Genomic DNA, 26,182 nt, shown 5'->3' on the forward strand with positions numbered 1-26,182 from the left:
CCTCACGTCGAAGTGACACTCTCACCTGGATGACGTGAGCGGCCGCCGAAGTGTGACCGGCTACTCGCGTCGTTCGTGGAGCCGCTGCTGGGCGGCCTCGAGATAGGCCAGGCACGGCGCCTCGACGCCCGGGTGCTTCTCGACCAGGTGGAAGATCCACCGGTCCATCGCCGCCATGTAGCCGTTGTCGCCGCCGGGACGGTAGGTCGACCAGGCCCGCGGGCGCGTGCCCCGTGACGCCGTGTTGCGGCACACGGTGCAGGCGACCTTGTAGGAGAACTGCTGCTGCGCATCCAGGTCGATCTTGGCCGTCGCGAGCGGGCCGGCCTCGACGGCGGCCTTCCGTTCGCGAGCTGATCGGCTCGCCACCATGTGTTGTGTCGCCTCTGTCGTATTCCGCGGGTGCCGTTCGTGGTCCTTATGAGAGTACCCAAGGAAGATTCGGAGGCACGACCATGTGGGACACCGTCCAGATCAACACCGTCCACCTGTCGCACGACCTTCCGTGCCCGCGGTGCGGACACGCGCTGCACACGCACCTCGCGTGCAGCGACGCCTGCGACTGCGCGCCCGTCGTGATGCCCGGAGCGACGTGGCGCGCCGCCTGACCTCCTAGGATCGAGAGCCCGACCCAGGGAGGACGCGTGACCTTCGACCTGCAGGCCCACCGCGGTGGTGCCGGACTCCACCCGGAGAACACCCTCGAGGCCTTCGGCGGCGCCCTGACCCTCGGCGTCTCCACGCTCGAGCTCGACGTGCACCTCACCCGCGAGGACGACGTGGTCGTCAGCCACGACCCGGCGCTCGCCGACGCGCGGCTGATCCGCCGCCTCACGCGCGCGGACCTGCCGCCGTCGATGCCCCTGCTCCGCGACGTCGCAGCCCTCCTCGACGAGCGCGCGGCCCGCGGCGTACGCCTCAATCTCGAGATCAAGTTCGACGCGATGGCGGCCGCCGAGCTGACGACACGAGCCGAATTCGTCGCCGTCACCCTCGACGCGATCCGCATCGACGGCCTGGTGGACAGGACTGCCGTCCAGTGCTTCGACTGGGGCGTCCTGGACCTCGTCGGCAAGGAGGAGCCGGGCGTCCGCCGCAACCTGCTCGTCTCCCCGAAGTACCTCAAGCCCGACAAGGACGGCCCGTCGCGCTGGTTCGGCGGCCTCGACGTGGCCGAGGAGTTCCTCACCACCGCGGCCGAGCAGGGCTTCGACGCGGTCTCCCCCATCCACGGCAGCCCCTTCCTCGGCGGCGTCGACGACGAGGCCTACGTCGCGTTCGCCGACGGCGAGCTCGTCGACGGCGCCCATGCCGCCGGCCTGCAGGTCATTCCGTACGTCGTCGACGACCCGCCGACGATGGCCGCGCTCGTCCGGCTCGGTGTGGACGGCCTGATCACCAACTACCCCGACCGGCTCCGCGCCGTGCTCGAGGCCGAGGGACTCTCGCTGCCGCAATCGTTCCCGCCACGCAACCTTTGAGCACGGTCGAAACGTCAGACCAGACATGAAGCGACTCCTCACGACCCTGGCCGTCGCACCGCTGGCCCTGGCCCTCGTCGGCCCGGCCTCGCAGGCCACTGCACCCGCACCGCCCACGACGATCTTCGACGTCTCCTCGCTCAAGACCGGCGCCGCGCCCAGGCTCGCCTGGTCCGAGACGACCGGCTCCAGGACGACCATCCACGCACCCGGGGGAACCACGACCCCCGTCGCGGGTCGGATGAACGCGTTCGCGCCGATGGGATCGGGCTATGTCGTCCAGTCGTTCGACACCACGACCGCCGCCCGCCCCACCACCCGCTGGGTCAGCGCGAGCGGTTCGCCCGGTCGCTCCAGCTGGCGCACCGGCTACGGCCTGGCGACGTCGCCCGACGGCGAGGCGGTCGCCTTCACGGTCCGTCGTGGCGGCGTGCGCGTCATCGACCAGGACGGCGACCGGGTGCTGCGGATGCCGTCCATCCCGAGCAAGCAGTTCGGGACCCCGGCCCACGTCACCAACGGCTACTGCAAGGAGGACGCCACCAGCAACGGCTGCGCGGTGCTCGTGAACTCGAGCCGCGGCCGGACCAGCTGGTACGTCACCTCCCACGGCATCGTCGACGAGACCGGCCTGAAGTGGGTCAGCACCGCGAAGGGTCGCTGGACCGGCGGCCTCACCAAGATCCTGGACGCCGGCTCGTGCAGCGTGATGAAGAGGGGCCAACGCAACCGCTGGCGCACCTGCGACAACCAGTTCGGCGACATCTCGCCCGACAAGCAGCACGTCCTCGGTGAACCGGCCTACTCCGACGGCTTCGGTCCCTCCGACCTCGACCTGCTCGACCTGCGCTCGGGCGCCCTCGAGCGCTCGTGGGCGAGCGACCGCAAGGGCACCAGCGCGGTCTACTTCGACGCGGTCTGGGAGGACTCGACCCACCTGCTGGTCGTCACCTACCAGGACGCCGAGTGGGCGATCGTGCGGCTCGGTCTCGACGGTTCGATGGAGTACGCCGTCGCGCCGGTCGCCGACGACGGGGACATGGAGACCCCGTCCCGGCTGCAGGTCCGCTGACCGCGTGCCCAACGTGGGGTAAAACCTCGGGGACCCTGAGGCTGCCTCAGGGTCAATCCGGATGCGTGGCGTCGGTGGGCTCCGGTTGACTTGTCCTCATGCATCGACAGATCGCCGGTTCGCTGACCGGCCCCATCACCAAGTGGATCGTTCTCATCGCCTGGCTGGCCATCGCCGTCGGGTCCTCCATGTTCGCCTCCAAGCTCGTCGACGTGCAGAACAACGAGGCGTCCTCGTGGCTGCCCGAGAGCGCTGAGTCGACCCGCGCGCTCGACAAGCTCGGCGCCTTCCAGGACGTCAACGCGATCCCCACCCTCGTCGTCTACGAGCGCGAGGGCGGCCTGACCGAGGCCGACCTCGCCGCCATCGAGGAGCAGGCGACCGAGTTCGCCGCGCTCGAGGGCATCGACGAGGCCGCCCAGGCCCCCGTCGTCAGCCCGGCCACGGCCGAGCAGTTCGGGTTCCCCGCCGTTTCGGAGGACGGCGAGGTCGCCCAGACCCAGGTCACGTTCAACTTCGGCAAGGACGGGTGGAACGCCCTGCCCGACGCAGCCGACGAGCTGCGCGGCATTGCCCAGATCGACGGCGTCGAGGTCTATGTCGCCGGCATGGGCGGGCAGGCCGCGGACGCGGCCGAGGCCTTCGGCGGCATCGACACCACGCTGCTCTTCGCGACGTTGAGCGTCGTGATCCTGATCCTGCTGTTCACCTACCGCAGCCCGGTGCTGTGGGTGCTGCCGATCCTGTGCGCGATGTTCGCGCTCGTCTCGTCCCAGGCCCTGATCTACCTCCTCGCGAAGTACGCCGACCTGACCGTCAACGGGCAGTCCCAGGCGATCCTCACGATCCTGGTCATCGGCGCCGGCACCGACTACGCCCTGCTCCTGGTGGCGCGCTATCGAGAGGAGCTCCGTCGCCACGACAACCGGCACGAGGCGATGGCCTTCGCGCTGCACCGTGCCGCGCCCGCCATCCTCGCCAGTGCGGCGACCGTGGTGCTGGGCATGCTGTGCCTGCTGTTCGCCGAGATGAACTCCACTGCCGGCCTCGGTCCGGTGGCCGCCATCGGCATCGCGGTGACGTTCGTCGTCATGGTGACGCTGCTGCCCGCCCTGCTGGTGATCACGGGGCGCTGGATCTTCTGGCCGCGCCGCCCCGCGTTCGGCTCGCCCGAGCCCACGCAGACCGGCGTCTGGGCCAAGGTCGGCCGCAAGATCGCGCCCAAGCCGCGCCGGGTCTGGGTCGGCACGAGCCTCATCCTGGCCGTCTGCTGCCTGGGGCTCTTCACCCTCGACACCAACGGCTTGTCGACCGAGGACACCTACACCAAGGAGTTCGAGTCGATCACCGGCCAGAAGACGCTGGTGGAGCACGGTCTGGTCGACCAGTCCAACACCGTGGCCGTCGTCGCCAACGCCGAGCAGGGTGACGCCGTCGCCGAGGCGATGACCGGCATCACGGGCGTCGAGGCGCCCCAGGCTCCGGTCGTCAAGGACGGCGTGGCCTTCATCGAGGCCACGATCGACTCCGACCCGTCGTCACCGGCCGCGTTCGAGGCCGTCCAGGCCGTGCGCGACGCCGTGCACGCGGTGGACGGCGCCGACGCCCTGGTGGGCGGCGGGTCGGCGTTCTACCTCGACACCAAGGAGGCAGCCAACGCCGACAACGTGCTGATCATCCCGATCATCTTGCTGGTGGTGTTCTTGATCCTGGTGGCGCTGCTGCGCTCGGTGCTGGCGCCGCTGATCCTGATGGGCACAGTCGTGCTGTCCTTCGGGGCCGCGCTCGGGATCAGCTCCCTGCTGTTCAAGCACGTCTTCGGCTTCGCCGGCTCCGACCCGGGGTTCCCGCTGTTCTCCTTCGTGTTCCTGGTCGCGCTGGGCATCGACTACAACATCTTCTTGATGACGCGAGTCCGCGAGGAGACGATGCACCTGGGCACCCGCAAGGGCTCACTGGTGGCGCTGACCTCGACCGGTGGCGTGATCACGAGCGCCGGCCTGGTGCTCGCGGCGACGTTCCTGGTGCTCGGGACCATCCCGGTGGTGTTCCTGGCCCAGCTCGGTGTCGCCGTCGCCCTCGGTGTCATCCTCGACACGATGATCGTCCGCTCGGTGCTCGTCACCGCGATCAACATGGACCTCGGCGGCAAGATCTGGTGGCCGAGCAAGCTCGACCGCGACGACCACGAGCTCACGGTCGAGGAGATCGCCGGACCGATCGAGACCGTCCACTGATCGGGCACTAGCCCTCGGGGTAGGGCACCGAGGACTCCGGGGCGAAGCTGCTCCAGCGGCCGTCGAGCAACAGCTCGGCGGCCGCTTCCACGGGCACGGACCATCCGTCCTCGTAGGGCTCGAGGACGACCTGGGCGCGTACGTCGCCGTGATCGCGCTCGAGGTAGAGCCAGCCCTCGCGCTCGCCGCCCGCGACGGTCTTGGCCAGGAAGGCCTCCCCCTCGATCTGCATGGTGCGGCAGTCAGTGAAGGCAGACGGGCAGTCGGGGGTGTCGGCGCTCAGCGCCTGCGCGTGCCACTGGACTCGTCCGGTCTCGAACCTGCTCCTGCGGTCCCCCTGGAAGACCCGGCCGTGCATCGAGGGGACGTCGCTGAGTGCCATGGGCGCGCGGGTCATGAGGTCGTGCCCGTTCAGCCCATCGATCCCCATGACCTGCAGGGTGTTGGCCCAGGCCTCAGCGGCGGTGAGCGTGGATGCCGGCACGTCGAGCTCGGTGAGCAAGGTGTCGATCAGGTCGGCGGACAGGCTGGGCTCTCCCCGGGCAGCCAGCTGGACCACCACCACGTCACCGTCTGGCTGGTCGAAGACGTAGCCGCGGATCTCTCCCCCAGCGGACGTGCCCCGCTCGCCGACACCCTCGCCGTTGCCGAGGGGATGGCTGGTGACGTCAGTGAAGCCGTCCCAGCGGACGGCCTCGCGGCTCACACCCGCGGTGACCACGACGAAGTCACCTGTATCCCACTGGGTGCGGTAGGACACCGCGCTCGTTTCACCCAGGACGTAGGAGGCGTCCACCATGGTCCTGTCGTCGTCCGGGCGGTCGAGCAGGCGCCTGACCTGGTCGCCGAAGGTCTCGGCATCGGGAGTGCCCTGCGAGAGGACTCCCGGCAGGTCCCACTTCGTGGTGGCGGTCTCGCTGGGCGTCGGGTCGTTCGCGATGTGCTGCCCGGCGTCGACATCGCCGTCGGCGAGGTTGCCGAGGACCAGTGCCGAGACGGCGGCAGCCGCCACCAGCCCGACGCCGGTCTTGACGACCCGGTTGCGGCGGCGCGCCTCCCGGGCTCGGCGGACGTCGGCGAGCGGATCGACGACGGGCATGTCGGCACGGGCGGCGAGGGCGTCGAAGCGACGGCGCAGGTCCTCGTCGTGAAGGTCGAAAGCGTGAAGATCGTCGGTGCTCATCGGTGTCCCCCGTTCAGTTCAGTGGTGCCCAGGACCGACCGCAGGCTGTTGAGCGCGGTCCAGGTCTGGCGCTTGACGGTGCCCTCGCCGATCCCGAGGTCGGCCGCGGTCTCGGCGACCGAGAGTCCCCAGTAGTGGCGCAGCAGCACGATCCGGCGCTGGCCGATGGGCAGTCCGCGCAGCGCGGTCCACAGCGCATCGCCCTCGCCGGGATCGGGGTCGTGCACCGCCGGCGGCTCGATGTCGTCGAGGACGAGCCGCTCGCGGCGCCACGGCCGGCGGTGCTCGCTGAGGTGGGCGTTGATGACCGCCCGCCTGGCATAGGCCTCGACGTTGTCGACCGATGCGACGCGCGACCAGGCGACGTACAGCTTGGTCAGGGCGGTCTGCACGATGTCCTCGGCGCGGTGCGCGTCACCGACGAGCAGGTAGGCCGTGCGGAACAGTCGGGCGCGATGGGCAGCGACGAACTCGACGAAACTGTCGTCGATGTTGCGTGTCATCGTCGAGCTCCCCTTCCTCCAGCGGTTGATTCTGCACACTCAACCCGGCCCGCACCCGATCGGTTGTCCGCCCGGCTGTGACAATGGCCCCATGGAGCCGACCCCCGCCCAGATCCGCCGTGCGCTGGTGCGTGCGGAACGCGGTGCGGCGCTCGACGTCGAGGAGGCCGCCGCGCTGCTGGCCGCCCGGGACGAGTCGCTCGACCGTCTCTGCGCCGTCGCCGCCCGAGTGCGCGACGCGGGCCTGGTCAGCGCCGACCGACCGGGCGTGGTGACCTACTCCCCGAAGGTCTTCATCCCGATCACCCGGCTGTGCCGCGACCGGTGCCACTACTGCACCTTCGTGACCGTGCCGGGCAAGCTGTCGGCGCCGTACTTGTCCCCGGACGAGATCCTCGCCGTCGCGCGCGAGGGCGCAGCGCTGGGCTGCCTGGAGGCGCTGTTCACCCTCGGCGACCGGCCGGAGGACCGCTGGCCCGAGGCGCGGGTGTGGCTCGACGAGCAGGGCTACGACTCGACGCTCGACTACGTCCGCGCGATGGCGATCCGGGTGCTGGAGGAGACCGGCCTGCTGCCGCACCTCAACCCGGGCGTCATGTCGTGGGAGGAGATGACGCGCCTCAAGCCGGTGTCGCCGTCGATGGGGATGATGCTGGAGACGACGTCGCGCCGCCTCTTCGAGACCCGCGGTGAGGCGCACTTCGGCTCCCCCGACAAGGACCCGGCGATCCGCTCGCGCGTGCTGGAGGACGCCGGCCGGCTGTCGATCCCCTTCACCACCGGGCTGCTCGTCGGCATCGGCGAGACGCTGACCGAGCGCGCGGAGACGATCTTCGAGCTCCGCCGGATCGCGAAGCACTACGGCTCCGTCCAGGAAGTCATCGTGCAGAACTTCCGGGCCAAGCCCGACACCGCGATGCGCCACACCGACGACCTCGCGCTGGCCGACTACCGCGCCGCGATCGCGGTCTCGCGGATCGTGCTCGGCCCGACGATGCGGATCCAGGCGCCGCCCAACCTCGTCGACACCGCCGAGTGCCGCTCGCTGCTCGACGCGGGCGTCGACGACTGGGGCGGTGTGTCGCCGCTGACCCCGGACCACGTCAACCCCGAGCGACCCTGGCCCTCGATCGAGCGCCTCCGCACGATCACCGCCGAGGCCGGCTTCGAGCTCGCGCCCCGCCTGACGGTCCACCCCCACTACGTCCGCCAGCGCACGCCCTGGATCGACCCGCGCCTCGACGCCCACCTCGACGCGCTCGCGCTGCCCGACGGACTCGCGCGCATCGGCGTACGACCCGTCGGACTGCCGTGGCAGGAGCCCGATGCCTCCGAGGGCAGCGGTCGCACCGACCTGCACACCACCATCGACACCGAGGGCCGCACGGCTGATCGTCGCGACGACTTCGACAGCGTGTACGGCGACTGGGCGGCCGTCGCGGAGAGCGCCGCCGGCCTCAGCGTCGGCACCCACGCGGGGTCCGAGGGGTACGCCGCCCTGCGGGCCGCCGAGCGGGACCCGGCCGGCCTCGATGACGACCAGGCCCTCGCCCTGATGACGGCGGAGGGCGACCTGCTCGCGGAGGTCTGCCGCCTCGCCGACGACCTGCGCCGCGACACCGTGGGCGACGACGTCACCTACGTCGTCAACCGCAACATCAACTTCACCAACATCTGCTACGTCGGCTGCCGCTTCTGCGCCTTCGCGCAGCGCAAGACCGACGCGGACGCGTTCTCGCTCTCCCTCGAGCAGGTCGCCGACCGTGCGCAGGAAGCGTGGGAGCTCGGTGCGACCGAGGTCTGCATGCAGGGCGGGATCGACCCGGACCTGCCGGCGTCGGCCTACTTCGACCTGGTCTCCGCGGTGAAGCAGCGGGTGCCCGACATGCACGTGCACGCCTTCAGCCCGATGGAGATCGTGAGCGGCGCGGCTCGCACCGGGCTGTCGATCGAGGACTTCCTGATCAAGGCCCGCGAGTCCGGACTCGACACGATCCCGGGCACGGCCGCGGAGATCCTCGACGACGAGATCCGCTGGGTGCTGACCAAGGGCAAGCTCCCCGCGAAGACCTGGATCGAGGTCGTCACCACCGCACACGAGGTGGGCCTGCGGTCCAGCTCGACGATGATGTACGGCCACGTCGACAACCCGCGGCACTGGGTGCAGCACCTGCGGGTGCTGCGCCGCATCCAGGAACGGACCGGCGGCTTCACCGAGTTCGTGCCGCTGCCCTTCGTGCACACGAGCTCACCGATCTATCTGGCCGGCGTGGCCAGGCCGGGCCCGACGCTGCGCGACAACCTCGCCGTGCACGCGCTGGCGCGGATCATGCTGCACGGCTCGATCGACAACATCCAGACCAGCTGGGTCAAGCTCGGCGTCGACGGCACCCGCGCGATGCTGCAGGCCGGGGCCAACGACGTCGGCGGCACGCTGATGGAGGAGACGATCTCCCGGATGGCCGGCTCCGAGCACGGCTCCGCCAAGACCGTCGCCGAGCTCGTCGAGATCGGGGCCGGGATCGACCGCCCCGTCGTCGAGCGCACGACGACCTACGGCCGCCCCGCCCGCTAGGTCCCGACTGTCACGACACGCGTGCGGCCGAGCACCCGGCCGTCGGCGTCCAGCGCCTCGGCGCGCACCACGCCCGCGCTCGCGTCGAGCGGCACTGCCGTCTCGAACCCGGCCCGGTCGACGGTGGCCGCTTCGGCCAGGCGATCAGGTCGACGGCCGGCGAGCACCCGCCAGCGCGCCACCTCGGTCGCGCCGTTCCAGCTGACGTAGGCCCGGCCGTCGGGACCGATGGCGAGGTCGGGCGGGGTGGCGGGGCGACCGCGCCACGACGAGCGGTAGGACCGGTAGGAGCCGAGCGCCAGGCCGCGCAGCTCGAAGACGGGCTCACCGGCCTCGTCGAACTCGGTGAGCACGGGGTCCATGCCCCAGCCGACCAGCACGTGCCCGTCGTCGAGGTACTGCGCGTTGCCCATCGCGTAGCCGTAGTGGTCGTCGTACCGGAGCGCCTGCACGAGCGTTGCGGTCATCGCCTGCTCGTCGATCTCGAACTTCAGGGCCGCCGAGACGGCGTCGGTCTTCTCGGCGTGCTCGTGGTTGTCGTAGATCGTGATCGTGCCGTCGGGCTGGCGCCGCGCGTCGTGCTGCCAGCCGAACTCGCCGCCCGCGGGCACCTCGATGTCGCTCAGCTTGCCGCCGAAGCGCCAGCGGATCTCGCCAGAGCGCCGGTCGATCCGATAGACCGCCGAGGTGTGGCGCGCGGACAGCAGCAGCGCGTCGCCGTCGGCGGCCACCGAGTTGAGGTGCACCGGGTCGAAGGGCTTCTTCTCCGACTCGCCCTCGCCGTCCTCGGGCTCGCGCACCGTCTCGGAGACGGCGATGTGCTCGAGGCCGTCCCAGTCGAAGAGGACCTTGCCGGTGGCGACGTCGATCTCCTGCACCTGCGCGCCGTAGACCCAGCCCTCGACCGGCCCGCCGACATCGCTGAGGTCGGCCTGCCGCACGGGATAGGACAGCACCAGCGCGGTGCCCTCCTCGGTGAGCTGGAACTCGTGGAGGTCGACCAGCAGCCCGTTGCCGGCCCGCACCTCCGCGACGGGGAGATAGCGCTCGTCGAGGACCACGCCCTTGCCGTAGCCCAGCCCCTCGACGATGTGGCCGGTCCAGTAGGTCAGCACGGGCCGGCCGCGGTAGCGCTGCACCCGCAGCTCGGTCGCGGCGTTGCCGTCGGGCTCGATCCAGACGGGCTCCCCGTCGTTGTCGTAGATCACGGCACGGAACGTCGGGTTGCGCGGCGTGGTCAGGAGCAGGCCCGCGGACAGCACCGCCCCGGCCTTGCGCCACGGCACCACCTCGGGCGCCGTGAGCGAGGTCGACACGAACGTGCGGACCGGGGCGGCCGGCGGTGGCGCCGGGGCCGCCTCCGGCTCCGGCGCCGGGCCCGGCTCGCCACCCGAGGTGAGGGCCCAGCCCGAACCGACTGCGGCGGCTCCGAGGGCGACGCCCACAGTTCCGACGAGGACGTCACGTCGGGCGACGCGTGGCGTGGAGGGCTCCGTGGCCTGGTCGTTGTCCGGGGTCACAGAGCCCACGCTACGCCGCCGCGGGTCCGAGCGGCCCCCTCCTCAGGGGCGGAGGTCCACCCACACCTGGCGGTGGTCGGAGGTGGGCACGAACGGGAAGCTGCCCGTCAGGTAGTAGAACTTCTGGTCCTCGGTGGGCCAGAAGATGCCCGACCCGAGCACCCTGAGACCGGTCGAGGGCAGCACGTAGTCGGCCCGCAGGTTGCCCGGCCCGCAGCACAGGCGGTCGTCGAAGTCCGCGGTGTCGAACCGCGGGTGCGACTCGTGGCCCAGGTTGGCCGCGCCCTGCAGCTCGGCGGCCCAGGTGCCGCCGACCGAGGCGGGAGCCTTGGCGTCGTTGACGCGGGGGTGGTCGAGCAGCTGCTGCGCCGAGCCGGGCACCGAGTCGCCGTCGAGCGGGTCGGAGTTCTGGTCCCCGGCGATCACGAAGCGCTCGCTGGCCGGCAGTCCGCCGTACACACCTGCGTCGTCGTAGATGTAGGCCGAGTCGGCGGCGTCGGACGACACGTAGTCGGCCCAGAAGCGGATCTCGTCGTGGTTGCGAGTGCCGTTGCGGTCCTCGGCGCCGTCGAACACGGGCGGCGTCGGGTGCGAGACGAGGAAGTGGATCGTGGAGCCGTCGACGTCGATCGGCACGTCCCAGTGCGACTTGGACGAGAGTCGTACGTCGCCGAGCTCGGCCGCGGAGTACCAGTCGGCCGGCTCCGGCGTGGCCGGGTCGTCGGGCAGCATCGCACCGGGCATGTCGGCCCACCGGAAGGTCTGGAAGGTGCGGACGGCGTCGGTGTCGATGGGGTGCTTCGAGTAGACGACCATGCCGTACTGGCCCTCGAAGAGCCCGAACCCAAAGGCGTCGTTGCCGCCGCCGACGGAGCCGTTGTTGTCGAGGTCGTGACCGCTCGGCACCCCGGTGTTGGACGGCGCGATGTAGGCGTAGGGGTAGTCGATCGGCTCGGAGCCGTGGTGCGACACCTCGAGGTAGTTGTCGCGGAACAGGTCCACGGCCTCGGGCGCGTAGTCGAACTCGTTGACCAGCAGCACGTCGGGGCGCACGCGCTGGACGGTCTCGGCGACGTTCTGTGCCTGGACGTTGTCGGGGATCGAGAGGTCGGCCACGAGCTGGCCGGCGACGTTGCGGTTGAGCGAGGCGTTGAACGTGGAGAAGCGGACCTTGCGGTCCGGGGCCTCCTCGGCCTGGGCGACAGGCGCGAGCGCGAGGGGCAGTGCCGCGAGCAGTGCGGCGGCGATCAGGGTCGGGCGGTGCATCGTCGAACCTCCGGGTGGGTGGGCGGACCCCCACCGTAGGTTCGCGACATGGCCGCGCGGTGAACTCGGCTCAGGTGATCCCGAGCTTGGCGCAGCGCTTCGCCGTACTGCCGGAGCACAGCTCGGCGATCGTCATCGCTCCGGAGGCGACGACGACACTGGTGAGGTCCTCGATCCTCACCGTGACCGGATCGAAGAGCCAGGACGGAACGCCCTCGTGCTCGACCGACTCGCCGACCGGCTCGTCGGCCAGCTCGCCGACGGCGACGTCGGCGGCCTGGATGCTCATCTCGGCCGCCGGGAGGTGGACGAAGCTCTTGCGGTCGCCCCCGATGACCTCGCGCGCGGCCTCGAGATCACTGTCGACACCGTCCATCCGCGCTGCCGGCTCGCTCAGGCCGACGAACCAGTCGGCGCCGGGCACCAGGGTGCCGAGCGCGATGACCGGGACCTCACCCGCCTGCTGGACCAGTGACTCGGCCAGCTCGGGGTCGACAGCGTCGAGCACCACCAGGTCGGCATCCTCCAGCGCCTGCTCGAACTGGCTCGCCTGGACGTCGGCGTCGCTGCCGGCGTCCTGGACCCGCACCGTGCACCCGTCGCAGACCTCCGCGACCCGCTGCTCGAGGCGTTCGACGTCGATCGGCTGCTGGACCTGCGCCGTCTCGTCGGCCACCAGGACCGCGATCACGGTCGAGTCGGTCGCCGCGCAGCCCGAGAGCGCGCTCGTGAGGACGAGGGAGCAGACCAGCAGGAGGCATCGCATGACGGGCACATCGTGTCACCCAGCGGCTAGCCCCGACCACTCGACGTGCGCAGGCGGCGCGACACGGAGTCGATCGCCACGGCGATCAGCAGCACGGCACCGGTGACCATGAACCGCACCGACGAGTCGACGCCGACCAGGTTGAGCCCGGTCTGGATCGCCTGCAGCACGATGATGCCGAGCATCGCGGAGTAGGCCGATCCACGCCCGCCGAAGAGCGAGGTCCCGCCGATGACCGCGGCCGCGATGGCGGTGAGGTTGGTGTCGGTGGTGCCGCTGGCCTGCGACACGCTCGTCTGGAGGCCCGCCGCGAGCAGCCCGCCGACGGCGGCGAGCATCGAGCACAGCGCGAACACCGAGAAGTAGATCCGGCTGACCTTGATCCCCGAGCGGCGCGCGGCCTCCTCGTTGCCGCCGACGGCGAAGACGTGCCGTCCCCATCTCGTACGGCGCAGCGCGAGGTCCATCAGCACGACCAGCAGCACGAAGAAGAGCCAGAGATAGCTCCAGCCACGGTCGATGTTGACGTAGTAGGTCAGCGCGCCGAGCCCACCCACGAGCAGGGCGCCCTTGACCAGCACGAGCGCGATGGGTGGACTGCTCAGCTCGGCGGCGGTGCGCTGGCGGATCGTGAGCAGCTGCGCGGCGACGTACAACAGGCCGATCGCCACGACGAGGACGTAGGACATCGCGGGGCTGAGGAACTCGAACCGGGTGAACTGCACGAGGAACGAGTCGGACGGCAGGTTGATGGTGCCGTTCTTGCCGAGGACGTAGAGCAGGGCTCCTTGGAAGCCGAGCAGGCCGGCGAGCGAGAAGACGAACGATGGCACGCCGAGCTTGGTGTAGAGCACGGCATAGAGCGCCCCGATCGCGACGCCGACCGCCATCGCGGCGAGGATCGCCACCAGCATCGACTGGCCGTGGTCGACGAGCAGCACGGCCATCGTGGCCGCGGTGAAGCCGCTGACCGAGCCGACCGAGAGGTCGATCTCGCCGAGCAGCAGCACCAGCACGATGCCGAGCGCGATGATGCCGATGGGCGCGGCGAACTGGCTGATCGAGACCAGGCTGCGCGAGGAGAGGAAGCGCGGCTCCTGGCTGTAGAAGCCGATGCAGATGATGACCAGGCCGATGACGACCGGCAGGCTGCCGAGCTCGCCGGAGCGGAGCCGGTTCCAGAACAGGTGGGCGTAGCCGCCGAGTCCCTGCGTGCGGATCAGCCGCTCGTCGGCGAGGTCGGCGGCGACCGTGGAGGCGGACGGGTCACTCATGGTGCTCACCCCTGGTGGCGCGCTTGGAGACGACGTTGTCGGAGGCGCCGGTGATCGCAGCGACGAGCTCCTCGGTGGTGGCGTCCTCGACGCGGAACTCGGCAGCGTTGCGGCCGAGGCGGAGCACCACGATGCGATCGGCGACAGCCTGCACGTCGGCCATGTTGTGGCTGATCAGGATCACGCCGAGGCCGGGCTCGCGCAGCCGCTCGACGAGGTTGAGCACCTCAGCGGTCTGCGCGACGCCGAGGGCGGCGGTCGGCTCGTCGAGCATGACGATCTTGGGGTTGCCCACCAGCGAGCGGGCGATCGCGACGGTCTGGCGCTGGCCGCCCGACAGCGAGGCGATCGGGATGCGCACCGAGGGGATCTTGGCCGACAGGGTGCGCAGCAGGCGCCACGCCTCCTTCTCCATGTGCACCTCGTCGATGACGCCGGCGCGGCGCTTCTCCTGGCCGAGGAAGAGGTTCGCCACGACGTCGAGGTTGTCGCACAGCGCGAGGTCCTGGAAGACCGTCGCGATCCCGAGCGCCTGGGCCTCGGAGGGGCCGCCGACGGTGATCTTGCGGCCGGCGAAGGTGATGTCGCCCTCGTCGGGGGTGTAGACGCCCGAGATGACCTTGACCAACGTGGACTTGCCGGCGCCGTTGTCGCCGACCAGGGCGACGACCTCGCCCGCCCGGACGTCCAGGTGGACGTCCGAGAGGGCCTGGACGGCACCGAAGCGCTTGGTGACGCCGGCCAGGGACAGGACGACGTCCCCGGCCGGCGGTGCTGCTGGTGCGGTGGTCATCAGGAGATGCCAGCCGCCTCGCACGCCTGGGCGTACTCGCCGGTGCAGATGTCGTCGGCGGAGTAGAAGCCGTCCGCGATGACGGTGTCGGCGACGTTGTCCTTCGTGACGACGATCGGCTCGAAGATGTAGGACGTGACGCCCTCGTAGTCGCTCTGGGTGATGCCGGTCTCGCTGGTCTCGCCCACCTCGTCGCCGTTGGCCAGCGCGACCGCGACCTCGGCGGCCGTCTCGGCCTCGATCGGGATCGGCTTGTAGATCGTCATCGACTGCTCGCCGGCGAGGATCCGCTGGATCGCGGCGAGCTCGGCGTCCTGGCCGGTGATCGGGGGCAGCGCGTCGGCGGCCACCCCGCCACCGGTGAGGGCGGCGACGACGCCGCCGGCCTGGCCGTCGTTGGCTGCGTAGACGCCGTTGATCTCGTCGGCGTCGTACTTGCTGAGCATGTCGGTGACGAACGTCTGCGCGTTCTCCGGGCTCCAGTCGGGGTTGTCGTACTCCTCGAGGATCTTCACGCCGGACTCGTCGAGCACGCTGTGCGCGCCGGCCTTGAACTGCGCGGCGTTGGGGTCGCTCGGAGCGCCGTTGAGCATCAGGATGCTGCCCTTGTCGCCCATCGCCTCGACCAGCGCCTCGGCCTGCATCGTGCCGACCGTCTCGTTGTCGAAGGACATGTAGTAGTCGGCCTCCTTGATCAGCCGGTCGTAGGCGATCACCTCGGCCCCGGCGTCGTGGGCGCTCTGCACCATGCCGCCCGCGCCGGCACCGTTGACCGGGTCGAGCACGATCACGCCGGCACCCTCGGAGATGGCGGTGTCGAGCTGCTGGCTCTGCTTGGCCTCGTCCTGGTCGGCGTTGTAGTAGACGATCTCGCACTCTGCGCACAGCTCGCCGACCTTGGCCTCGAAGAGCGGCCTGTCGAAGGCCTCGTAGCGCGTCGTCTTGGACTCGGGCAGGAGCAGCGCGATCACCGGGCTCTCGGCGCCGTCACCGGAGTCGCCGCCGGTCTGGGCGTCGTTGGCGCCACAGGCCGAGAGGCCACCGGCACCGAGGAGGAGCACAACGCCGGCAGCGGCGATGCGGAGGGACGGTCGGGACATGAGGAGTCTCCTGGGGGCCGGGGCTCTGGGGCGAGCCGGGGTGGAACGAGACTCTCAGTGTGCTGAGTCACATTCTTGTCGTCAAGACTTGAATGCAAACTCGTGACAATTGTGTATTCGTGGTGGTTTTGTCGCCACTCTTGACTGCAAACGGTCCGATCCTCCACAGTTCCACCATGTCCTCCCCCGGCTCGACCGCGTCGCTGCGCTCGGCAAACCAACAGCGCGTGGTCGACGTTCTCCGTGCCGGCGGCACGGTCAGCCAGGCCGACATCGCCCGCCAGACCGGGCTCGCGCCGGCCACCGTGTCCAACATCGTGCGCGAGCTCGCCGGCGCCGGGCTGGTCGCCACCGAGCCCGGCAGCGGCCGGCGCGGCACCACCGTCGCGCTGGCCCGCACCGCCGGCCTCGTCGCCGGCATCGACTTCGGCCACAGCCACGTCGCGGTCGCCCTCGGCGACCTCACCGGCCAGCTGCTCGCCGAGGAGCGCCGCCCGATCGACTTCGGTCATGCGTACGCCGACGGGCTGGCCGAGGCCGAGTCCATCCTCGACTCCCTGCTGGCTGCCGAGGGACTGGCCCGCGACAAGGTGCGCACCCTCGGGATGGGTCTGCCTGCGCCCATGACCGACGGGGTGGTGCGCACCTCCGCGATCCTCCCGGGCTGGGTCGGCGTCAACGCCCAGGACGCGGCTCGCGAGGCACTCGGCGCCGTGGTCCACACGGAGAACGACGCCAACCTCGGCGCACTGGCCGAGCACCGCCAGGGCGTGGCCCGCGGCCACGACACCTCGGTGTTCGTGAAGGTCTCCTCCGGTGTCGGAGCCGGGATCGTGCTCAACGACCAGCTGTTCCACGGTGCCGGCGGCACCGCCGGGGAGATCGGGCACCTCACCCTCGACGAGAACGGCCCGGTGTGCCGCTGCGGCAGCCGCGGCTGCCTCGAGGCCTACACCTCGACCGTCGCGCTGCAGGCGATGATGGGGCTCCAGCTCCCCGGCGCCACGGTCGACGACATCGTCGGTGCCGCCCGCGACGGCAACGTCTCGGCGCTGCGGGCGCTCGAGGACGCCGGCCTCCACCTCGGCTGGGCGCTCGCGAGCGTCGTCAACCTCCTCAACCCCGCGCTCGTCGTGGTCGGCGGCGACATGGCCCGCGCCGGCGAGCTGCTGCTGGAGTCGGCCCGCATCGGGCTCCGGCGCCATGCCCTCGACGCGGTCGCGTCCACCCCGGTCGTCGCCTCCGAGCTGGGCGAACGTGCCTCGCTCGTGGGCGCCGTACTCCTCGCGGCGGAACGCACGTCCCTGCTCACCGACTGAGATCGGGTCTACGGTGGCGAGCATGGCCACCCTGGACATCACCGCCCCGCCCGTCGCGCGGTCCGAGGAGATCCTCACCCCGGAGGCGCTCGACTTCGTCGCCGACCTCGACGCCCGCTTCCACGAGCGGCGCGACGAGCTGCTTGCCGCCCGGCAGACCCGTCGCGCCGAGATCGCCCGCACCGGCACGCTCGGCTTCCTGCCCGGCACCGCGGAGATCAGGGAGGCCGACTGGAGCGTCATCCCGCTCCCCACCGACCTCCTCGACCGGCGCGTGGAGATCACCGGACCCACCGATCCCAAGATGGCGATCAACGCGCTCAACTCCGGCGCCAAGGTCTGGCTGGCCGACCTGGAGGACGCCAACACACCGCACTGGCGCAACGTCCTCGGTGGGCAGGTCACGCTGTACGACGCGGTGCGCCGTCAGCTCTCGTTCACCTCTCCGGAGGGCAAGTCCTACGCGCTCACCGATCCCGACCAGGTCCCCGTCATCGTGCCGCGGCCGCGCGGGTGGCACTTCGACGAGGAGCACGTCACCGCGGACGGCCGGCCGGTGGTCGCGGCGCTCTTCGACTTCGGCATCTACTTCTTCCACAACGCCCGCGAGCAGCTCTCCCGCGGCAGCGGCGCCTACTTCTACCTGCCCAAGATGGAGTCGCGGCTCGAGGCCCGGCTGTGGAACGACGTGTTCACGCACGCCGAGGCGGCACTCGAGGTGCCGAGCGGCACGATCCGCGCGACGGTCCTGATCGAGACCATCACGGCCGCCTTCGAGATGGACGAGATCCTCTACGAGCTGCGCGACCACATGGCCGGCCTCAACGCCGGTCGCTGGGACTACCTGTTCAGCATCATCAAGAACTTCCGCGACGCCGGGTCGGCCTTCACGCTGCCCGACCGCGGCGCCGTGACCATGGACGCGCCGATGATGAAGGCCTACAGCGACCTGCTCGTGCAGACCTGCCACCGGCGCGGGGCGTCCGCGATCGGCGGCATGGCCGCGTTCATCCCCTCGCGCAAGGACGCCGAGATCAACGAGCGCGCGTTCGCCAAGGTGCGCGAGGACAAGACCCGCGAGGTCGCCGCCGGCTTCGACGGCTCCTGGGTGGCGCACCCCGACCTGGTGCCGGTGTGTGCCGAGATCTTCGGGGACCGGGTCAACCAGCTCGACGTGCTGCGCCCGGAGGTGTCGGTGTCCGCCGCCGACCTGCTCGCCGTCGACCGGACACCGGGCCAGCGCACCGAGGCGGGGCTGCGCGGCAACGTCCGGATCGCGACCCTCTACCTCCAGTCGTGGCTGTCGGGCAACGGCGCCGCCGGCATCGACAACCTGATGGAGGACGCCGCGACCGCGGAGATCTCCCGCTCCCAGGTCTGGCAGTGGATCAACAACGCGGCCACCCTGGACACCGGAGAGGTCATCACCCGCGAGCTGGTCGAGCGGATCGTGGCGGAGGAGCACGCCGCACTCGGCGACGGCGAGCACCTCGGCGACGCGCGTCGGCTCTTCGCCGAGTCGGCCCTGAGCGAGACCTTCCCCGACTTCCTGACCTTGCCGGCCTATGCCGTCATCCTCGCCGCAGGGGACTGAGCGCCCGCAGGAACCCGCCCGAGGCGATCTGCGTCCCACCGACCCAGACGTCGGCCACGTCGGCGTCGCTGGCGAGGGCGAACACCTTGCCCAGCGCCTCGTCGGGCGAGCCGGCGTGCCGCAGGCCGATGTCGAGCGCGGTCCCGGCGGGCGGGCGCAGGCAGATCGCGTCGAACTCCTTGCCGACGTCGAAGGTGCCGATGACGTCGGACAGCCCGAGGGCCGCGGCGCCGGCCGCAGTGGCGAGGTGGAGCAGGTGCGCCGGCGTGAGCGCGAGGCCGTCGTCACCCAGCAGCCGTTGCACGAAGTAGGCCTGCAGCCCCTCCTTGAACAACGAGAAGCCGGTGCCGGCGCCAACGTCGGAGCCGAGGGCCACGGGCACACCTGCGGCGGCGTGCTCGCGCAGCCGGAAGAGTCCGGAGCCGAGCGCCGAGTTGCTGCTGGGACAGTGCGCGATCGCCGTACGCCGATGAGCGAGGACCGCGAGCTCGGAGTCCTGCGGGTGCACGTTGTGCGCCAGGACCGACCGCACTCCGAGCAGCCCGTGGTGGTCGTAGGTGTCGACGTAGCCGCTGCGGTCGGGGAACTGGCCGGCGACCGTGGCCACCTCGGCGGGGTTCTCGTTGACGTGGGAGGTGAAGAAGGCGCCCTCGACGTCGGCCATCACCGCGGCACAGGCTTCGAGGATCGGATCGGACGCGGAGAGCGAGAAGCGCGGCGTGACGGCATAGCGCGCGCGGTCCTTGCCGTGCCAGCGGGACGCGAGGTCGAGGGCTTCGGAGTGCGCCCGCTCCGGTGTCGTGAGGAGCGGCTCCGGCAGCATCCGGTCACTGACGACCAGGCCGCTCGTGACCCGCAGCCCGAAGCGCGACGCCTCGGTGAAGAGCGCGTCGACGGCCGGCGCGAAGTGGGATCCGAAGACCAGTGACGTGGTGGTGCCGGCCGCGATCAGGCTCGCCACGAACTCACCCGCGATGGCCGCGGCATAGCCCGCGTCGGCGAGCCGCTGCTCCTCCGGCAGCGCGCAACGCTCCAGCCACTCCAGCAACGGCATCCCGAGCGCGCCGATGACCCGGACCTGCGGGAAGTGGACGTGCGTGTCGACGAGCCCGGGCAGCAGGATGCCCGACCGCAGGTCGATCACCGTGGCGTCCGGGTGATCGGCGCTCACGGACGCGAACGCACCCCTGGCGGTGATCACGCCCTCGCTCGAGACCGCGAGCCCGAGGTCGTCGTCGTAGCGGAAGCCGGAGTCGTCAGGGGTGTCGAAGGCGCGCGCTCGGTAGACGACCTCGGTGGGCCTCATACGCGCGCCCGCTCGGCCGCGAAGACCCGGAGCAGGTCGGCGGCCACCGAGACCGCGATGGTGGCCGGCTCCTTGCCGACGATCGCGGGATCGCCGATGGGGCTGCGGATCCGGCCGATCGTCGCCTCGTCGTGACCCTCGACGAGCAGCCCGGAGCGGAAGCGAGCCCACTTCGCGGCCGAGCCGATCAGCCCGGTGCTGCCGAGGTGGCGGCACCGCAGGGCGGCGTCGCAGATCGCGAAGTCCTCGGCGTGGTCGTGCGTCATGACCAGCACGTGCGTTCCTCGTGGGACGGCGCCGAGCACCACCTCGGGCACCGGCGAGTGATGCACGCGTACGGCGCCCGCCCCGTCGTCGAGGCAGCCCAGCCGTTCCTCGGTGAGCTGGGCAGCGCGGGAGTCGACGAGGTGCAGCTCGACGTCGTGGCGGACCACGATGCGGGCGAGCTCGAGGCCGACGTGACCGACCCCGAAGATCGCGACGGACGGCACCACCGGGAGCGGCTCGAGCAGGAGCGTAACCTCTCCCCCGCAGCACTGGCGGCCGTGCTCGGTGCGGGCCTTGTCGGTCAGGCCGAGGGTGAGCTGTTCAGTGCCTGCACCGCGTTCGGAGAGCATCGCCCTCGCCCTGGCCACGGCGGTCTCCTCGAGGTTGCCACCGCCGACGCTCCCCCACGTCCGGTCAGCGGCGACGACCATCTTGGCGCCCGCCTCGCGCGGCGCGTGGCCGCGGACGTCGGCGACCGTGACCAGCACCGCTGCCTCGCGGTCACGCCGGAGCCTCTCGACGACTGCCGTCCAGTGCATGTCAGCCCCTCCCTCGCTCGATCGCCCAGAAGACGGCTTCGGGCGTCGCCGGCGAGGCCAGCTCGACGCTCGCACCGGGCCTGCCGAACGCGCCGACGGCCGCGCGCAGCGCCTCGCGGACGGAGAAGGCCAGCATCAGCGGCGGCTCGCCGACGGCCTTCGACCCGTGCACCACGCCGTCCTCGGTCGCGTGCTCGAGCAGCGCGACGTTGAGCTCGTCGGGCAGCTCGCTGAGGCTCGGAAGCTTGTAGGTGCTCGCGGACTGGGTCAGCAGCCGCCCCCGACCGGGCCCGTCCGACTCGTCCCAGCGCAGGTCCTCCAGGGTCAGCCAGCCCATCCCCTGCACGAAGCCACCCTCGATCTGGCCGAGGTCGACCAGCGGGGAGAGGCTGTCGCCGACGTCGTGCACGATGTCCACGCGCCGGGTGTGGTGGGCGCCGGTGAACCCGTCGACCTCCACCTCGGCAGCGGCGACGCCGTAGGCGAAGTACTTGAACGGGTGGCCCTGCATCGCCGCGGGGTCCCAGTGGATGCCCTCGGTGCGGTAGAAACCCGCTGCCCACAGCTGGACGCGAGCGAGGTAGGCCTCCCGCACGAGCTCGTCCCAGGCGACGTCGCGCCCATCGGCGTACGCACGAAGGCGGGCGAGGATCTGCTCGCACGCGTCCTTGACGGCGCCGCCGTTGAGGTCGGAGCTGGAGCTTGCCGCGGTCGCGGACGTGTTGGGCACCTTGTCGGTGCGGGTGGGAGCGATTCGCACCTTCGCGAGCGGGATGCCGAGGGTCGTGGCCGCGACCTGGAGCATCTTGGTGTGCAGGCCCTGGCCCATCTCGGTGCCGCCGTGGTTGATCAGCACCGACCCGTCCTTGTAGACGTGCACCAGCGCGCCGGCCTGGTTGAAGGAGGTGAAGTTGAAGGAGATGCCGAACTTCACCGGCGTCACCGCGAGCCCGCGCTTCGTGTGCTCATGGGCGGCGTTGAACTCCGTGATCTCCGCCTGCCGACTCGCGACCTGCCCCGTGTCGAGGACCTGCTGCCACGCCCGCGCGATCCGCTCGGGATGACGGACGACCTGTCCGTACGGCGTCGCCTGCCCGTCGACGTAGAAGTTCCTGCTGCGCAGGGCGATCGGGTCGATGCCGAGCAGCGGGGCGCAGCGGCCGAGGATGTCCTCGATCACCAGCATCCCCTGCGGTCCGCCGAAGCCGCGGAAGGCGGTCTGCGAGGTCTTGTGGGTGCGCGCGACCCGGCCGTGGAGCCGGACGTGCGGGATCCAGTAGGCGTTGTCGACGTGGCACAGCGCGCGGGCGAGGACCGGTTCGCTCAGGTCGAGGCTGCACCCGCCGTCGGAGGTGAGCGTCGCCTCCAGCGCCTGCAGGCAGCCGTCGTCGTCGAAGCCGACCCGCCAGGACGCGTGGAACCCGTGCCGCTTGCCGGTCATCGTCAGGTCGTGGGTGCGACTGAGCCGGAGCCGGACCGGGCGCCCGGTGAGCGTCGCGCCGAGGGCCGCGACCGCGGCGAAGCCGTGCGGCTGCATCTCCTTGCCGCCGAAGCCGCCGCCCATCCGCAGGCACTGGACGGTCACGTGGTGGCTGTGCAGGCCGAGCACGTGCGCGACGATCTCCTGCGTCTCGGTCGGGTGCTGGGTGCTGCACTGGACGAACACCTGACCGGCCTCGTCGACGAGCGCCAGCGAGGCGTGGGTCTCGAGGTAGAAGTGCTCCTGGCCGGCCATCTCGGTGACGCCCGTGAAGACGTGCGTCGCGCCGGTCAGGCCCTGGTCGACGTCGCCGCGCGCGACGACGGGCTGGTTGCCCTGGAAGCTCTCGGCCTCGATCGCCTCGGTCAGCGCGACGATCGCGGGCAGCGGCTCGTAGTCGACCTCGACGGCCTCGGCACCCAGTCGCGCGGCCTCGAGCGTCTCGCCCAGCACCCACGCCACGGCGTGCCCGACGAACATCACCATGTCGGGGAAGAGCGGCTCGTCGTGCTTGGTCCCCGAGTCGTTGACGCCGGGGACGTCGTCGGCGGTGAGGACGCGCACGACCCCCTCGACCTCGAGCGCCGGACCGGTGTCGATGCGGGCGACCCGGGCGTGGGCATGCGGGGAGCACACGGGGTGCGCGTGCAGGACGTGGTGGGTGCGGTGCACCAGGTCGTCGGTGTAGAGCGCGTGCCCGGTGACGTGCAGGGCGGCGCTCTCGTGGGGAAGTGCCTGGCCGACACTCATGTCCCCGCCTCCGCCCAGAGCTTGCGCAGCGCGTTGCCGAGCATCGCCTCGCGGTAGGCGGCGCTGGCGCGGTGGTCGTCCATGGGCGTGCCCTCGCTGCGCAGCACCTCGGCCGCGACCTCGACGGTCGCCGCGGTCCAGGGCTGCCCCTCGAGCGCGGCCTCGGTGGCCAGCGCCCTGATCGGGGTCGCGGCCACCCCGCCCAGGCCGATCCGGGCCTTCCCCACCACCCCGGCAGAGATGTCGAGCGCGAACCCGACGGCGACGCTGGAGATGTCGTCGGCCCGTCGCTTCGCGATCTTGTGGAAGGCCGTCAGGCCGGCGAGCGGTCGCGGGATCCGGACCGACGTGATCAGCTCGCCCGGGCCCAGCACTGTCTCGCGATAGCCGGTGAACCAGTCGGCCAGGGCGACCTCGCGCTCCCCGTCGGGCGACGCGATCACGACGCTCGCCTCGAGTGCGAGCAGCACCGGCGGCAGGTCGCCGATCGGGGAGGCGGTGGCGAGGTTGCCGCCGATGGTCGCGCCGTTGCGGATGAGCGGCGACGCGAAGAGCGGCCACACCTGGTCGAGCAGGGGCACGGCTCCTGCGAGGCCGGCCTCCACCTCGCTCAGCGTGAGCCCCGCGCCGATCTCGATGGTGTGTGCGGTGGACAGCGTCCGGAGCTCGGGCAGGCGATCGACGTACACGACGTATGGCGCTCGGCGCCCGCGCAGGTTGGCCTCCACCCCCCAGTCAGTTGACCCGGCGACGACCGTGGCGTCGGGATGGTCACGCAGCAGCCCCAGCGCGGTGGCGAGGTCGGCCGGACGGGTCGCGCCGGGAGCCGGTGCCGGTCGTGACTGCCGTTCCGCCAACGCGTCGCCCGTGGTCGGTCTGCCCAGCGCCAGGGCTGCGTCGCGGATCGGTCGGTAGCCGGTGCAGCGGCACAGGTTGCCGCTCATGGCCTCGACGTCGAACTCGCCTGCGTCCGGGCGGTAGTACTCCGCGGCCATCGAGCAGACGAAGCCCGGCGTGCAGTAGCCGCACTGCGAGCCGCCCGCTCGCGCCATCTCGGCCTGCACCGGGTGCATCCGCTCCGGGCTGCCGAGGCCCTCGGCGGTGACGACCTCCTGGCCGTCGAGGGCGGCGGCCGGGACCAGGCACGCGTTGACCGGGGTCCAGCGGCTGCGCTCGCCCGCGGGACGGCAGACCAGGACGGCGCAGGCGCCGCACTCGCCCTCCGCACAGCCCTCCTTGGCGCCGGTCAGCCCGAGACCGCGCAGGAAGTCGAGGGCGTTGGTGTGCCCGGGCACGCCCGTCAGCGGGCGTGGTTGCCCGTTGACGGTGACGTGCGGGTCGGACATGGGGCCTCAGCTGCCACGGTACGTCGAGTAGCCGAACGGGCTCAGCAGCAGCGGGACGTGCACGTGCCCGGCGCCGGAGACCGTGAACGTCACCAGCACCTCCGGGTAGAAGCCGTCGGTGCCGCGCTGGGCGAAGTAGGCCCCCGAGTCGAAGCGCAGGGTGTAGGTCCCGGGCTCCAGTGCCCTGCCGAGGTCCGCGACCCGGCCGTCGGAGTCGGTGACGGCCTCGGCGCTCGTGCCCTCGCCGCTGAGGGAGACCGCGACACCGGACGCCGGCCGGCCGAGGGTGGTGTCGAGGACGTGGGTGCTCAAGGTGGTCATCGACTCAGTGCCTCCCGGTTGCGGAGCAACGCGATCTGCGTCAGCTGGTTGATCGTCTCGGCGCGCTCGACCTCGTCGGTGGTGCCCAGCCTGCGCCGCAGCTCGGCCAGGACCTCGGGCCCGTCGCGTCCCGCGGCGCGGATGATGAAGACGCGGCCGAACCGTTGTTCGTAGGCCCGGTTGCCCTGCGCGAGCTGCCGTGCAGTCTCCGCGTCCTCACTGTCCACGCCCGCCTGCTCGCGGGTCGAGTGGCGCGCGTCGTGCGTCGCGGCATCTGCCCGCTCCCCGATGCGCGGGTGCCGGGCCAGCGCCTGCTCGAGCTCCTCGTCGGTGATGCCCGCTGCGATCTCGGCCATCGCCTTCTCCATCGCCTCGAGGCTGTCGAACGGTCCGGCGGCCAGCACCTCGTCGGCCCAACGCGGCACGTCGAGGCACGTCAACAGACGGGCCCGCTCATCCATCGCGGGTCACCGTCACCTCGATCAGGCCGTAGGGCCGGTCGGCGGCGATGAACACCTCCCCCGGGTTGTCCAGCCCGAAGGGCGCGAGGTCGACGAGGAAGTGGTGCTTGTTGGGCGCTGCGAACGAGATCTCCTCGACCTCGTCGTGGGCCACCAGCACCGCCCGGCCCATGGCATAGAGGGTTTCCTGGAGGGCCCGGCTGTAGGTCGACGCGAAGGTCGCCAGCAGCAGCGCCCGCACGTCGCCGTACGCCGCGTTCCAGTCGATCCCCGCAGCGTGGGCGTAGCGCCAGCGGGCCGTGAGGGCGGTCGCGAGGATGCGGTCGTCGGCCTCGGGCAGCGTCGTGTACTCGTCCTTGAGGAAGCCCTTGAACTCGGAGCCGGTGGACTTGAGCACGGTCAGGTCCTTGAGCCCGGACACGACCGCGGCCGCGCCGTCGTCGAGGGAGACCTGCGTGGTGCGAACCTCGGCCCCGCGGCGTACGAACGCGTGGTCGTGGCCCCGGCCGTCGACCTCGATCCGGTCCCAGGCGAACTCCTCGACGCTCACGCGGGCATCGGTCGCTGCCGGGGTCGCCTCGACGAGCCGCCGCGCGAGGGCGAGGGCGTAGTCCTCGGGCGAGGTGACCCCGTGCTTCTTGGCGAAGGCGAACGCGGTGTTCTTCTGGGTGTCGGTCGGCAGCACCTGCGACTGGTCGCCGTCGGTGTGTGCCGCGGCGAAGTCACCGCGCAGCGAGGTCGTGACGTTCAGGTCGCGGATCTCGTGGCGAGCCGTGTCGCGCACGATCCGCACGACACGGTTCTCCGCCTTGCCGTACTGGTTGGGCCCCAACACGATCCCCATGGCCCGACACTAGTCCGCCCGACGGGCCGAGTCCCGGGTATCCGCAGCCCCCACTCCTGGAGTTACCGAACAGTCGCGGGGTCCCCAGACGGGCAATGTCAATCGGTCGAAGCAATTTGGGTCAGGCTGCTGCCTGTCGCAGCAGCTCGTTCAGTCTCTGGGCCGGCGTGTGCAGGTCCAGGGTG

At 71.1% G+C, this 26,182-nt stretch carries 23 protein-coding genes; 7 read left to right on the plus strand and 16 right to left on the minus strand.

Going from position 1 to position 26,182, the window contains the following annotated elements; translation table 11 throughout:
* Positions 1–60: 60 nt before the first annotated feature.
* Positions 61–372, minus strand: coding sequence for a hypothetical protein (locus C9J87_RS12500; protein ID WP_010833963.1), 312 nt, complete (start codon positions 370–372; stop codon positions 61–63).
* Between the two features lie 83 nt (positions 373–455).
* On the opposite strand from C9J87_RS12500, the gene C9J87_RS19990 reads away from it, so the two are divergent.
* From C9J87_RS19990 to C9J87_RS12515, 4 genes are all read left to right on the plus strand, one after another.
* Positions 456–608: a hypothetical protein gene (locus C9J87_RS19990; protein ID WP_198652342.1), complete on the plus strand. Its 153-nt coding sequence runs from the start codon at positions 456–458 to the stop codon at positions 606–608.
* Between the two features lie 36 nt (positions 609–644).
* The gene (locus C9J87_RS12505) at positions 645–1,481 is read left to right on the plus strand and encodes a glycerophosphodiester phosphodiesterase family protein (RefSeq protein ID WP_010833964.1); all 837 of its coding nucleotides are present in this window, start codon (positions 645–647) and stop codon (positions 1,479–1,481) included.
* A gap of 25 nt (positions 1,482–1,506) precedes the next feature.
* Entirely contained in the window at positions 1,507–2,553 is a 1,047-nt protein-coding gene (locus C9J87_RS12510; RefSeq protein WP_107705674.1) for a hypothetical protein, read from the plus strand.
* Between the two features lie 98 nt (positions 2,554–2,651).
* Entirely contained in the window at positions 2,652–4,790 is a 2,139-nt protein-coding gene (locus tag C9J87_RS12515) for an MMPL family transporter (protein ID WP_010833966.1), read from the plus strand.
* 7 nt (positions 4,791–4,797) lie between these two features.
* Here C9J87_RS12515 and C9J87_RS12520 read toward each other — a convergent pair whose 3' ends face one another.
* A complete protein-coding gene (locus C9J87_RS12520; RefSeq protein ID WP_010832270.1) occupies positions 4,798–5,973 on the minus strand; it encodes a hypothetical protein in 1,176 nt (391 codons plus the stop codon).
* A complete protein-coding gene (locus tag C9J87_RS12525; protein ID WP_010832269.1) occupies positions 5,970–6,476 on the minus strand; it encodes a SigE family RNA polymerase sigma factor in 507 nt (168 codons plus the stop codon). The genes C9J87_RS12520 and C9J87_RS12525 overlap by 4 nt, the downstream gene beginning before the upstream one ends.
* Before the next feature lie 91 nt (positions 6,477–6,567).
* Here C9J87_RS12525 and C9J87_RS12530 point away from each other — a divergent pair, with 91 nt between their 5' ends.
* Positions 6,568–9,051 carry a bifunctional FO biosynthesis protein CofGH gene (locus C9J87_RS12530; RefSeq protein WP_107705675.1) on the plus strand — a complete coding sequence of 828 codons (2,484 nt, stop codon included), beginning with the start codon at positions 6,568–6,570 and terminating at the stop codon, positions 9,049–9,051.
* Here the strand turns inward: C9J87_RS12530 and C9J87_RS12535 are convergent.
* The 6 genes from C9J87_RS12535 to C9J87_RS12560 form a co-directional block, all read right to left on the minus strand.
* Positions 9,048–10,571 (minus strand): arylsulfotransferase family protein, encoded by a 1,524-nt coding sequence (locus C9J87_RS12535; RefSeq protein WP_157953187.1) that lies wholly within the window; start codon positions 10,569–10,571, stop codon positions 9,048–9,050. The genes C9J87_RS12530 and C9J87_RS12535 overlap by 4 nt on opposite strands.
* Positions 10,572–10,613: 42 nt before the next feature.
* Positions 10,614–11,837: an endonuclease/exonuclease/phosphatase family protein gene (locus C9J87_RS12540; RefSeq protein WP_107705677.1), complete on the minus strand. Its 1,224-nt coding sequence runs from the start codon at positions 11,835–11,837 to the stop codon at positions 10,614–10,616.
* Between the two features lie 70 nt (positions 11,838–11,907).
* Positions 11,908–12,603: a type 1 periplasmic-binding domain-containing protein gene (locus tag C9J87_RS12545; RefSeq protein WP_010832265.1), complete on the minus strand. Its 696-nt coding sequence runs from the start codon at positions 12,601–12,603 to the stop codon at positions 11,908–11,910.
* Between the two features lie 26 nt (positions 12,604–12,629).
* On the minus strand, positions 12,630–13,877 hold the full coding sequence (locus C9J87_RS12550; RefSeq protein ID WP_010832264.1) for a sugar ABC transporter permease: 1,248 nt from the start codon (positions 13,875–13,877) through the stop codon (positions 12,630–12,632).
* The gene (locus tag C9J87_RS12555) at positions 13,870–14,670 is read right to left on the minus strand and encodes an ATP-binding cassette domain-containing protein (RefSeq protein ID WP_107705694.1); all 801 of its coding nucleotides are present in this window, start codon (positions 14,668–14,670) and stop codon (positions 13,870–13,872) included. Before C9J87_RS12555 ends, C9J87_RS12550 begins: the two co-directional genes overlap by 8 nt.
* Positions 14,670–15,770 (minus strand): sugar ABC transporter substrate-binding protein, encoded by a 1,101-nt coding sequence (locus tag C9J87_RS12560; RefSeq protein ID WP_010832262.1) that lies wholly within the window; start codon positions 15,768–15,770, stop codon positions 14,670–14,672. Before C9J87_RS12560 ends, C9J87_RS12555 begins: the two co-directional genes overlap by 1 nt.
* A 176-nt stretch (positions 15,771–15,946) precedes the next feature.
* Between C9J87_RS12560 and C9J87_RS12565 the strand changes: the two genes are divergently transcribed.
* Both C9J87_RS12565 and aceB read left to right on the plus strand, forming a co-directional pair.
* A complete protein-coding gene (locus C9J87_RS12565) occupies positions 15,947–17,089 on the plus strand; it encodes an ROK family transcriptional regulator (RefSeq protein WP_107705678.1) in 1,143 nt (380 codons plus the stop codon).
* A gap of 22 nt (positions 17,090–17,111) precedes the next feature.
* Positions 17,112–18,683: a malate synthase A gene (gene aceB / locus C9J87_RS12570; RefSeq protein WP_010832260.1), complete on the plus strand. Its 1,572-nt coding sequence runs from the start codon at positions 17,112–17,114 to the stop codon at positions 18,681–18,683.
* Here aceB and C9J87_RS12575 read toward each other — a convergent pair.
* Genes C9J87_RS12575 through pucL form a run of 7 tightly spaced genes read right to left on the minus strand, consistent with a single transcriptional unit; the run spans position 18,661 to position 25,997 of the window.
* A complete protein-coding gene (locus C9J87_RS12575) occupies positions 18,661–19,989 on the minus strand; it encodes a guanine deaminase (protein WP_107705679.1) in 1,329 nt (442 codons plus the stop codon). The genes aceB and C9J87_RS12575 overlap by 23 nt on opposite strands.
* On the minus strand, positions 19,986–20,795 hold the full coding sequence (gene xdhC, locus C9J87_RS12580; protein ID WP_107705680.1) for a xanthine dehydrogenase accessory protein XdhC: 810 nt from the start codon (positions 20,793–20,795) through the stop codon (positions 19,986–19,988). The genes C9J87_RS12575 and xdhC overlap by 4 nt, the downstream gene beginning before the upstream one ends.
* Position 20,796: 1 nt before the next feature.
* On the minus strand, positions 20,797–23,025 hold the full coding sequence (gene xdhB / locus C9J87_RS12585; protein WP_107705681.1) for a xanthine dehydrogenase molybdopterin binding subunit: 2,229 nt from the start codon (positions 23,023–23,025) through the stop codon (positions 20,797–20,799).
* On the minus strand, positions 23,022–24,371 hold the full coding sequence (locus tag C9J87_RS12590; RefSeq protein ID WP_107705682.1) for a xanthine dehydrogenase small subunit: 1,350 nt from the start codon (positions 24,369–24,371) through the stop codon (positions 23,022–23,024). The genes xdhB and C9J87_RS12590 overlap by 4 nt, the downstream gene beginning before the upstream one ends.
* A gap of 6 nt (positions 24,372–24,377) precedes the next feature.
* Positions 24,378–24,692, minus strand: a complete 315-nt coding sequence (gene uraH / locus C9J87_RS12595) for a hydroxyisourate hydrolase (protein ID WP_010832255.1) — start codon at positions 24,690–24,692, stop codon at positions 24,378–24,380.
* On the minus strand, positions 24,689–25,153 hold the full coding sequence (uraD, locus tag C9J87_RS12600; RefSeq protein WP_036490390.1) for a 2-oxo-4-hydroxy-4-carboxy-5-ureidoimidazoline decarboxylase: 465 nt from the start codon (positions 25,151–25,153) through the stop codon (positions 24,689–24,691). Before uraD ends, uraH begins: the two co-directional genes overlap by 4 nt.
* Positions 25,146–25,997 carry a factor-independent urate hydroxylase gene (pucL, locus tag C9J87_RS12605; protein WP_107705683.1) on the minus strand — a complete coding sequence of 284 codons (852 nt, stop codon included), beginning with the start codon at positions 25,995–25,997 and terminating at the stop codon, positions 25,146–25,148. The genes uraD and pucL overlap by 8 nt, the downstream gene beginning before the upstream one ends.
* Positions 25,998–26,182 lie beyond the last annotated feature (185 nt).

It is taken from the genome of Nocardioides allogilvus, from assembly GCF_003047285.1.
GTDB classification, from domain to species: Bacteria; Actinomycetota; Actinomycetes; order Propionibacteriales; family Nocardioidaceae; genus Nocardioides; species Nocardioides allogilvus.

Coding starts and splice junctions, on each gene's coding strand:
- C9J87_RS12500 (WP_010833963.1), bottom strand. CDS start 372: ATGGTGGCGAGCCGATCAGCTCGCGAACGGAAGGCCGCCGTCGAGGCC.
- C9J87_RS19990 (WP_198652342.1), top strand. CDS start 456: ATGTGGGACACCGTCCAGATCAACACCGTCCACCTGTCGCACGACCTT.
- C9J87_RS12510 (WP_107705674.1), top strand. CDS start 1,507: ATGAAGCGACTCCTCACGACCCTGGCCGTCGCACCGCTGGCCCTGGCC.
- C9J87_RS12515 (WP_010833966.1), top strand. CDS start 2,652: ATGCATCGACAGATCGCCGGTTCGCTGACCGGCCCCATCACCAAGTGG.
- C9J87_RS12520 (WP_010832270.1), bottom strand. CDS start 5,973: ATGAGCACCGACGATCTTCACGCTTTCGACCTTCACGACGAGGACCTG.
- C9J87_RS12525 (WP_010832269.1), bottom strand. CDS start 6,476: ATGACACGCAACATCGACGACAGTTTCGTCGAGTTCGTCGCTGCCCAT.
- C9J87_RS12530 (WP_107705675.1), top strand. CDS start 6,568: ATGGAGCCGACCCCCGCCCAGATCCGCCGTGCGCTGGTGCGTGCGGAA.
- C9J87_RS12540 (WP_107705677.1), bottom strand. CDS start 11,837: ATGCACCGCCCGACCCTGATCGCCGCCGCACTGCTCGCGGCACTGCCC.
- C9J87_RS12545 (WP_010832265.1), bottom strand. CDS start 12,603: ATGCGATGCCTCCTGCTGGTCTGCTCCCTCGTCCTCACGAGCGCGCTC.
- C9J87_RS12550 (WP_010832264.1), bottom strand. CDS start 13,877: ATGAGTGACCCGTCCGCCTCCACGGTCGCCGCCGACCTCGCCGACGAG.
- C9J87_RS12555 (WP_107705694.1), bottom strand. CDS start 14,670: ATGACCACCGCACCAGCAGCACCGCCGGCCGGGGACGTCGTCCTGTCC.
- C9J87_RS12560 (WP_010832262.1), bottom strand. CDS start 15,770: ATGTCCCGACCGTCCCTCCGCATCGCCGCTGCCGGCGTTGTGCTCCTC.
- C9J87_RS12565 (WP_107705678.1), top strand. CDS start 15,947: ATGTCCTCCCCCGGCTCGACCGCGTCGCTGCGCTCGGCAAACCAACAG.
- aceB (WP_010832260.1), top strand. CDS start 17,112: ATGGCCACCCTGGACATCACCGCCCCGCCCGTCGCGCGGTCCGAGGAG.
- C9J87_RS12575 (WP_107705679.1), bottom strand. CDS start 19,989: ATGAGGCCCACCGAGGTCGTCTACCGAGCGCGCGCCTTCGACACCCCT.
- xdhC (WP_107705680.1), bottom strand. CDS start 20,795: ATGCACTGGACGGCAGTCGTCGAGAGGCTCCGGCGTGACCGCGAGGCA.
- xdhB (WP_107705681.1), bottom strand. CDS start 23,025: ATGAGTGTCGGCCAGGCACTTCCCCACGAGAGCGCCGCCCTGCACGTC.
- C9J87_RS12590 (WP_107705682.1), bottom strand. CDS start 24,371: ATGTCCGACCCGCACGTCACCGTCAACGGGCAACCACGCCCGCTGACG.
- uraH (WP_010832255.1), bottom strand. CDS start 24,692: ATGACCACCTTGAGCACCCACGTCCTCGACACCACCCTCGGCCGGCCG.
- uraD (WP_036490390.1), bottom strand. CDS start 25,153: ATGGATGAGCGGGCCCGTCTGTTGACGTGCCTCGACGTGCCGCGTTGG.
- pucL (WP_107705683.1), bottom strand. CDS start 25,997: ATGGGGATCGTGTTGGGGCCCAACCAGTACGGCAAGGCGGAGAACCGT.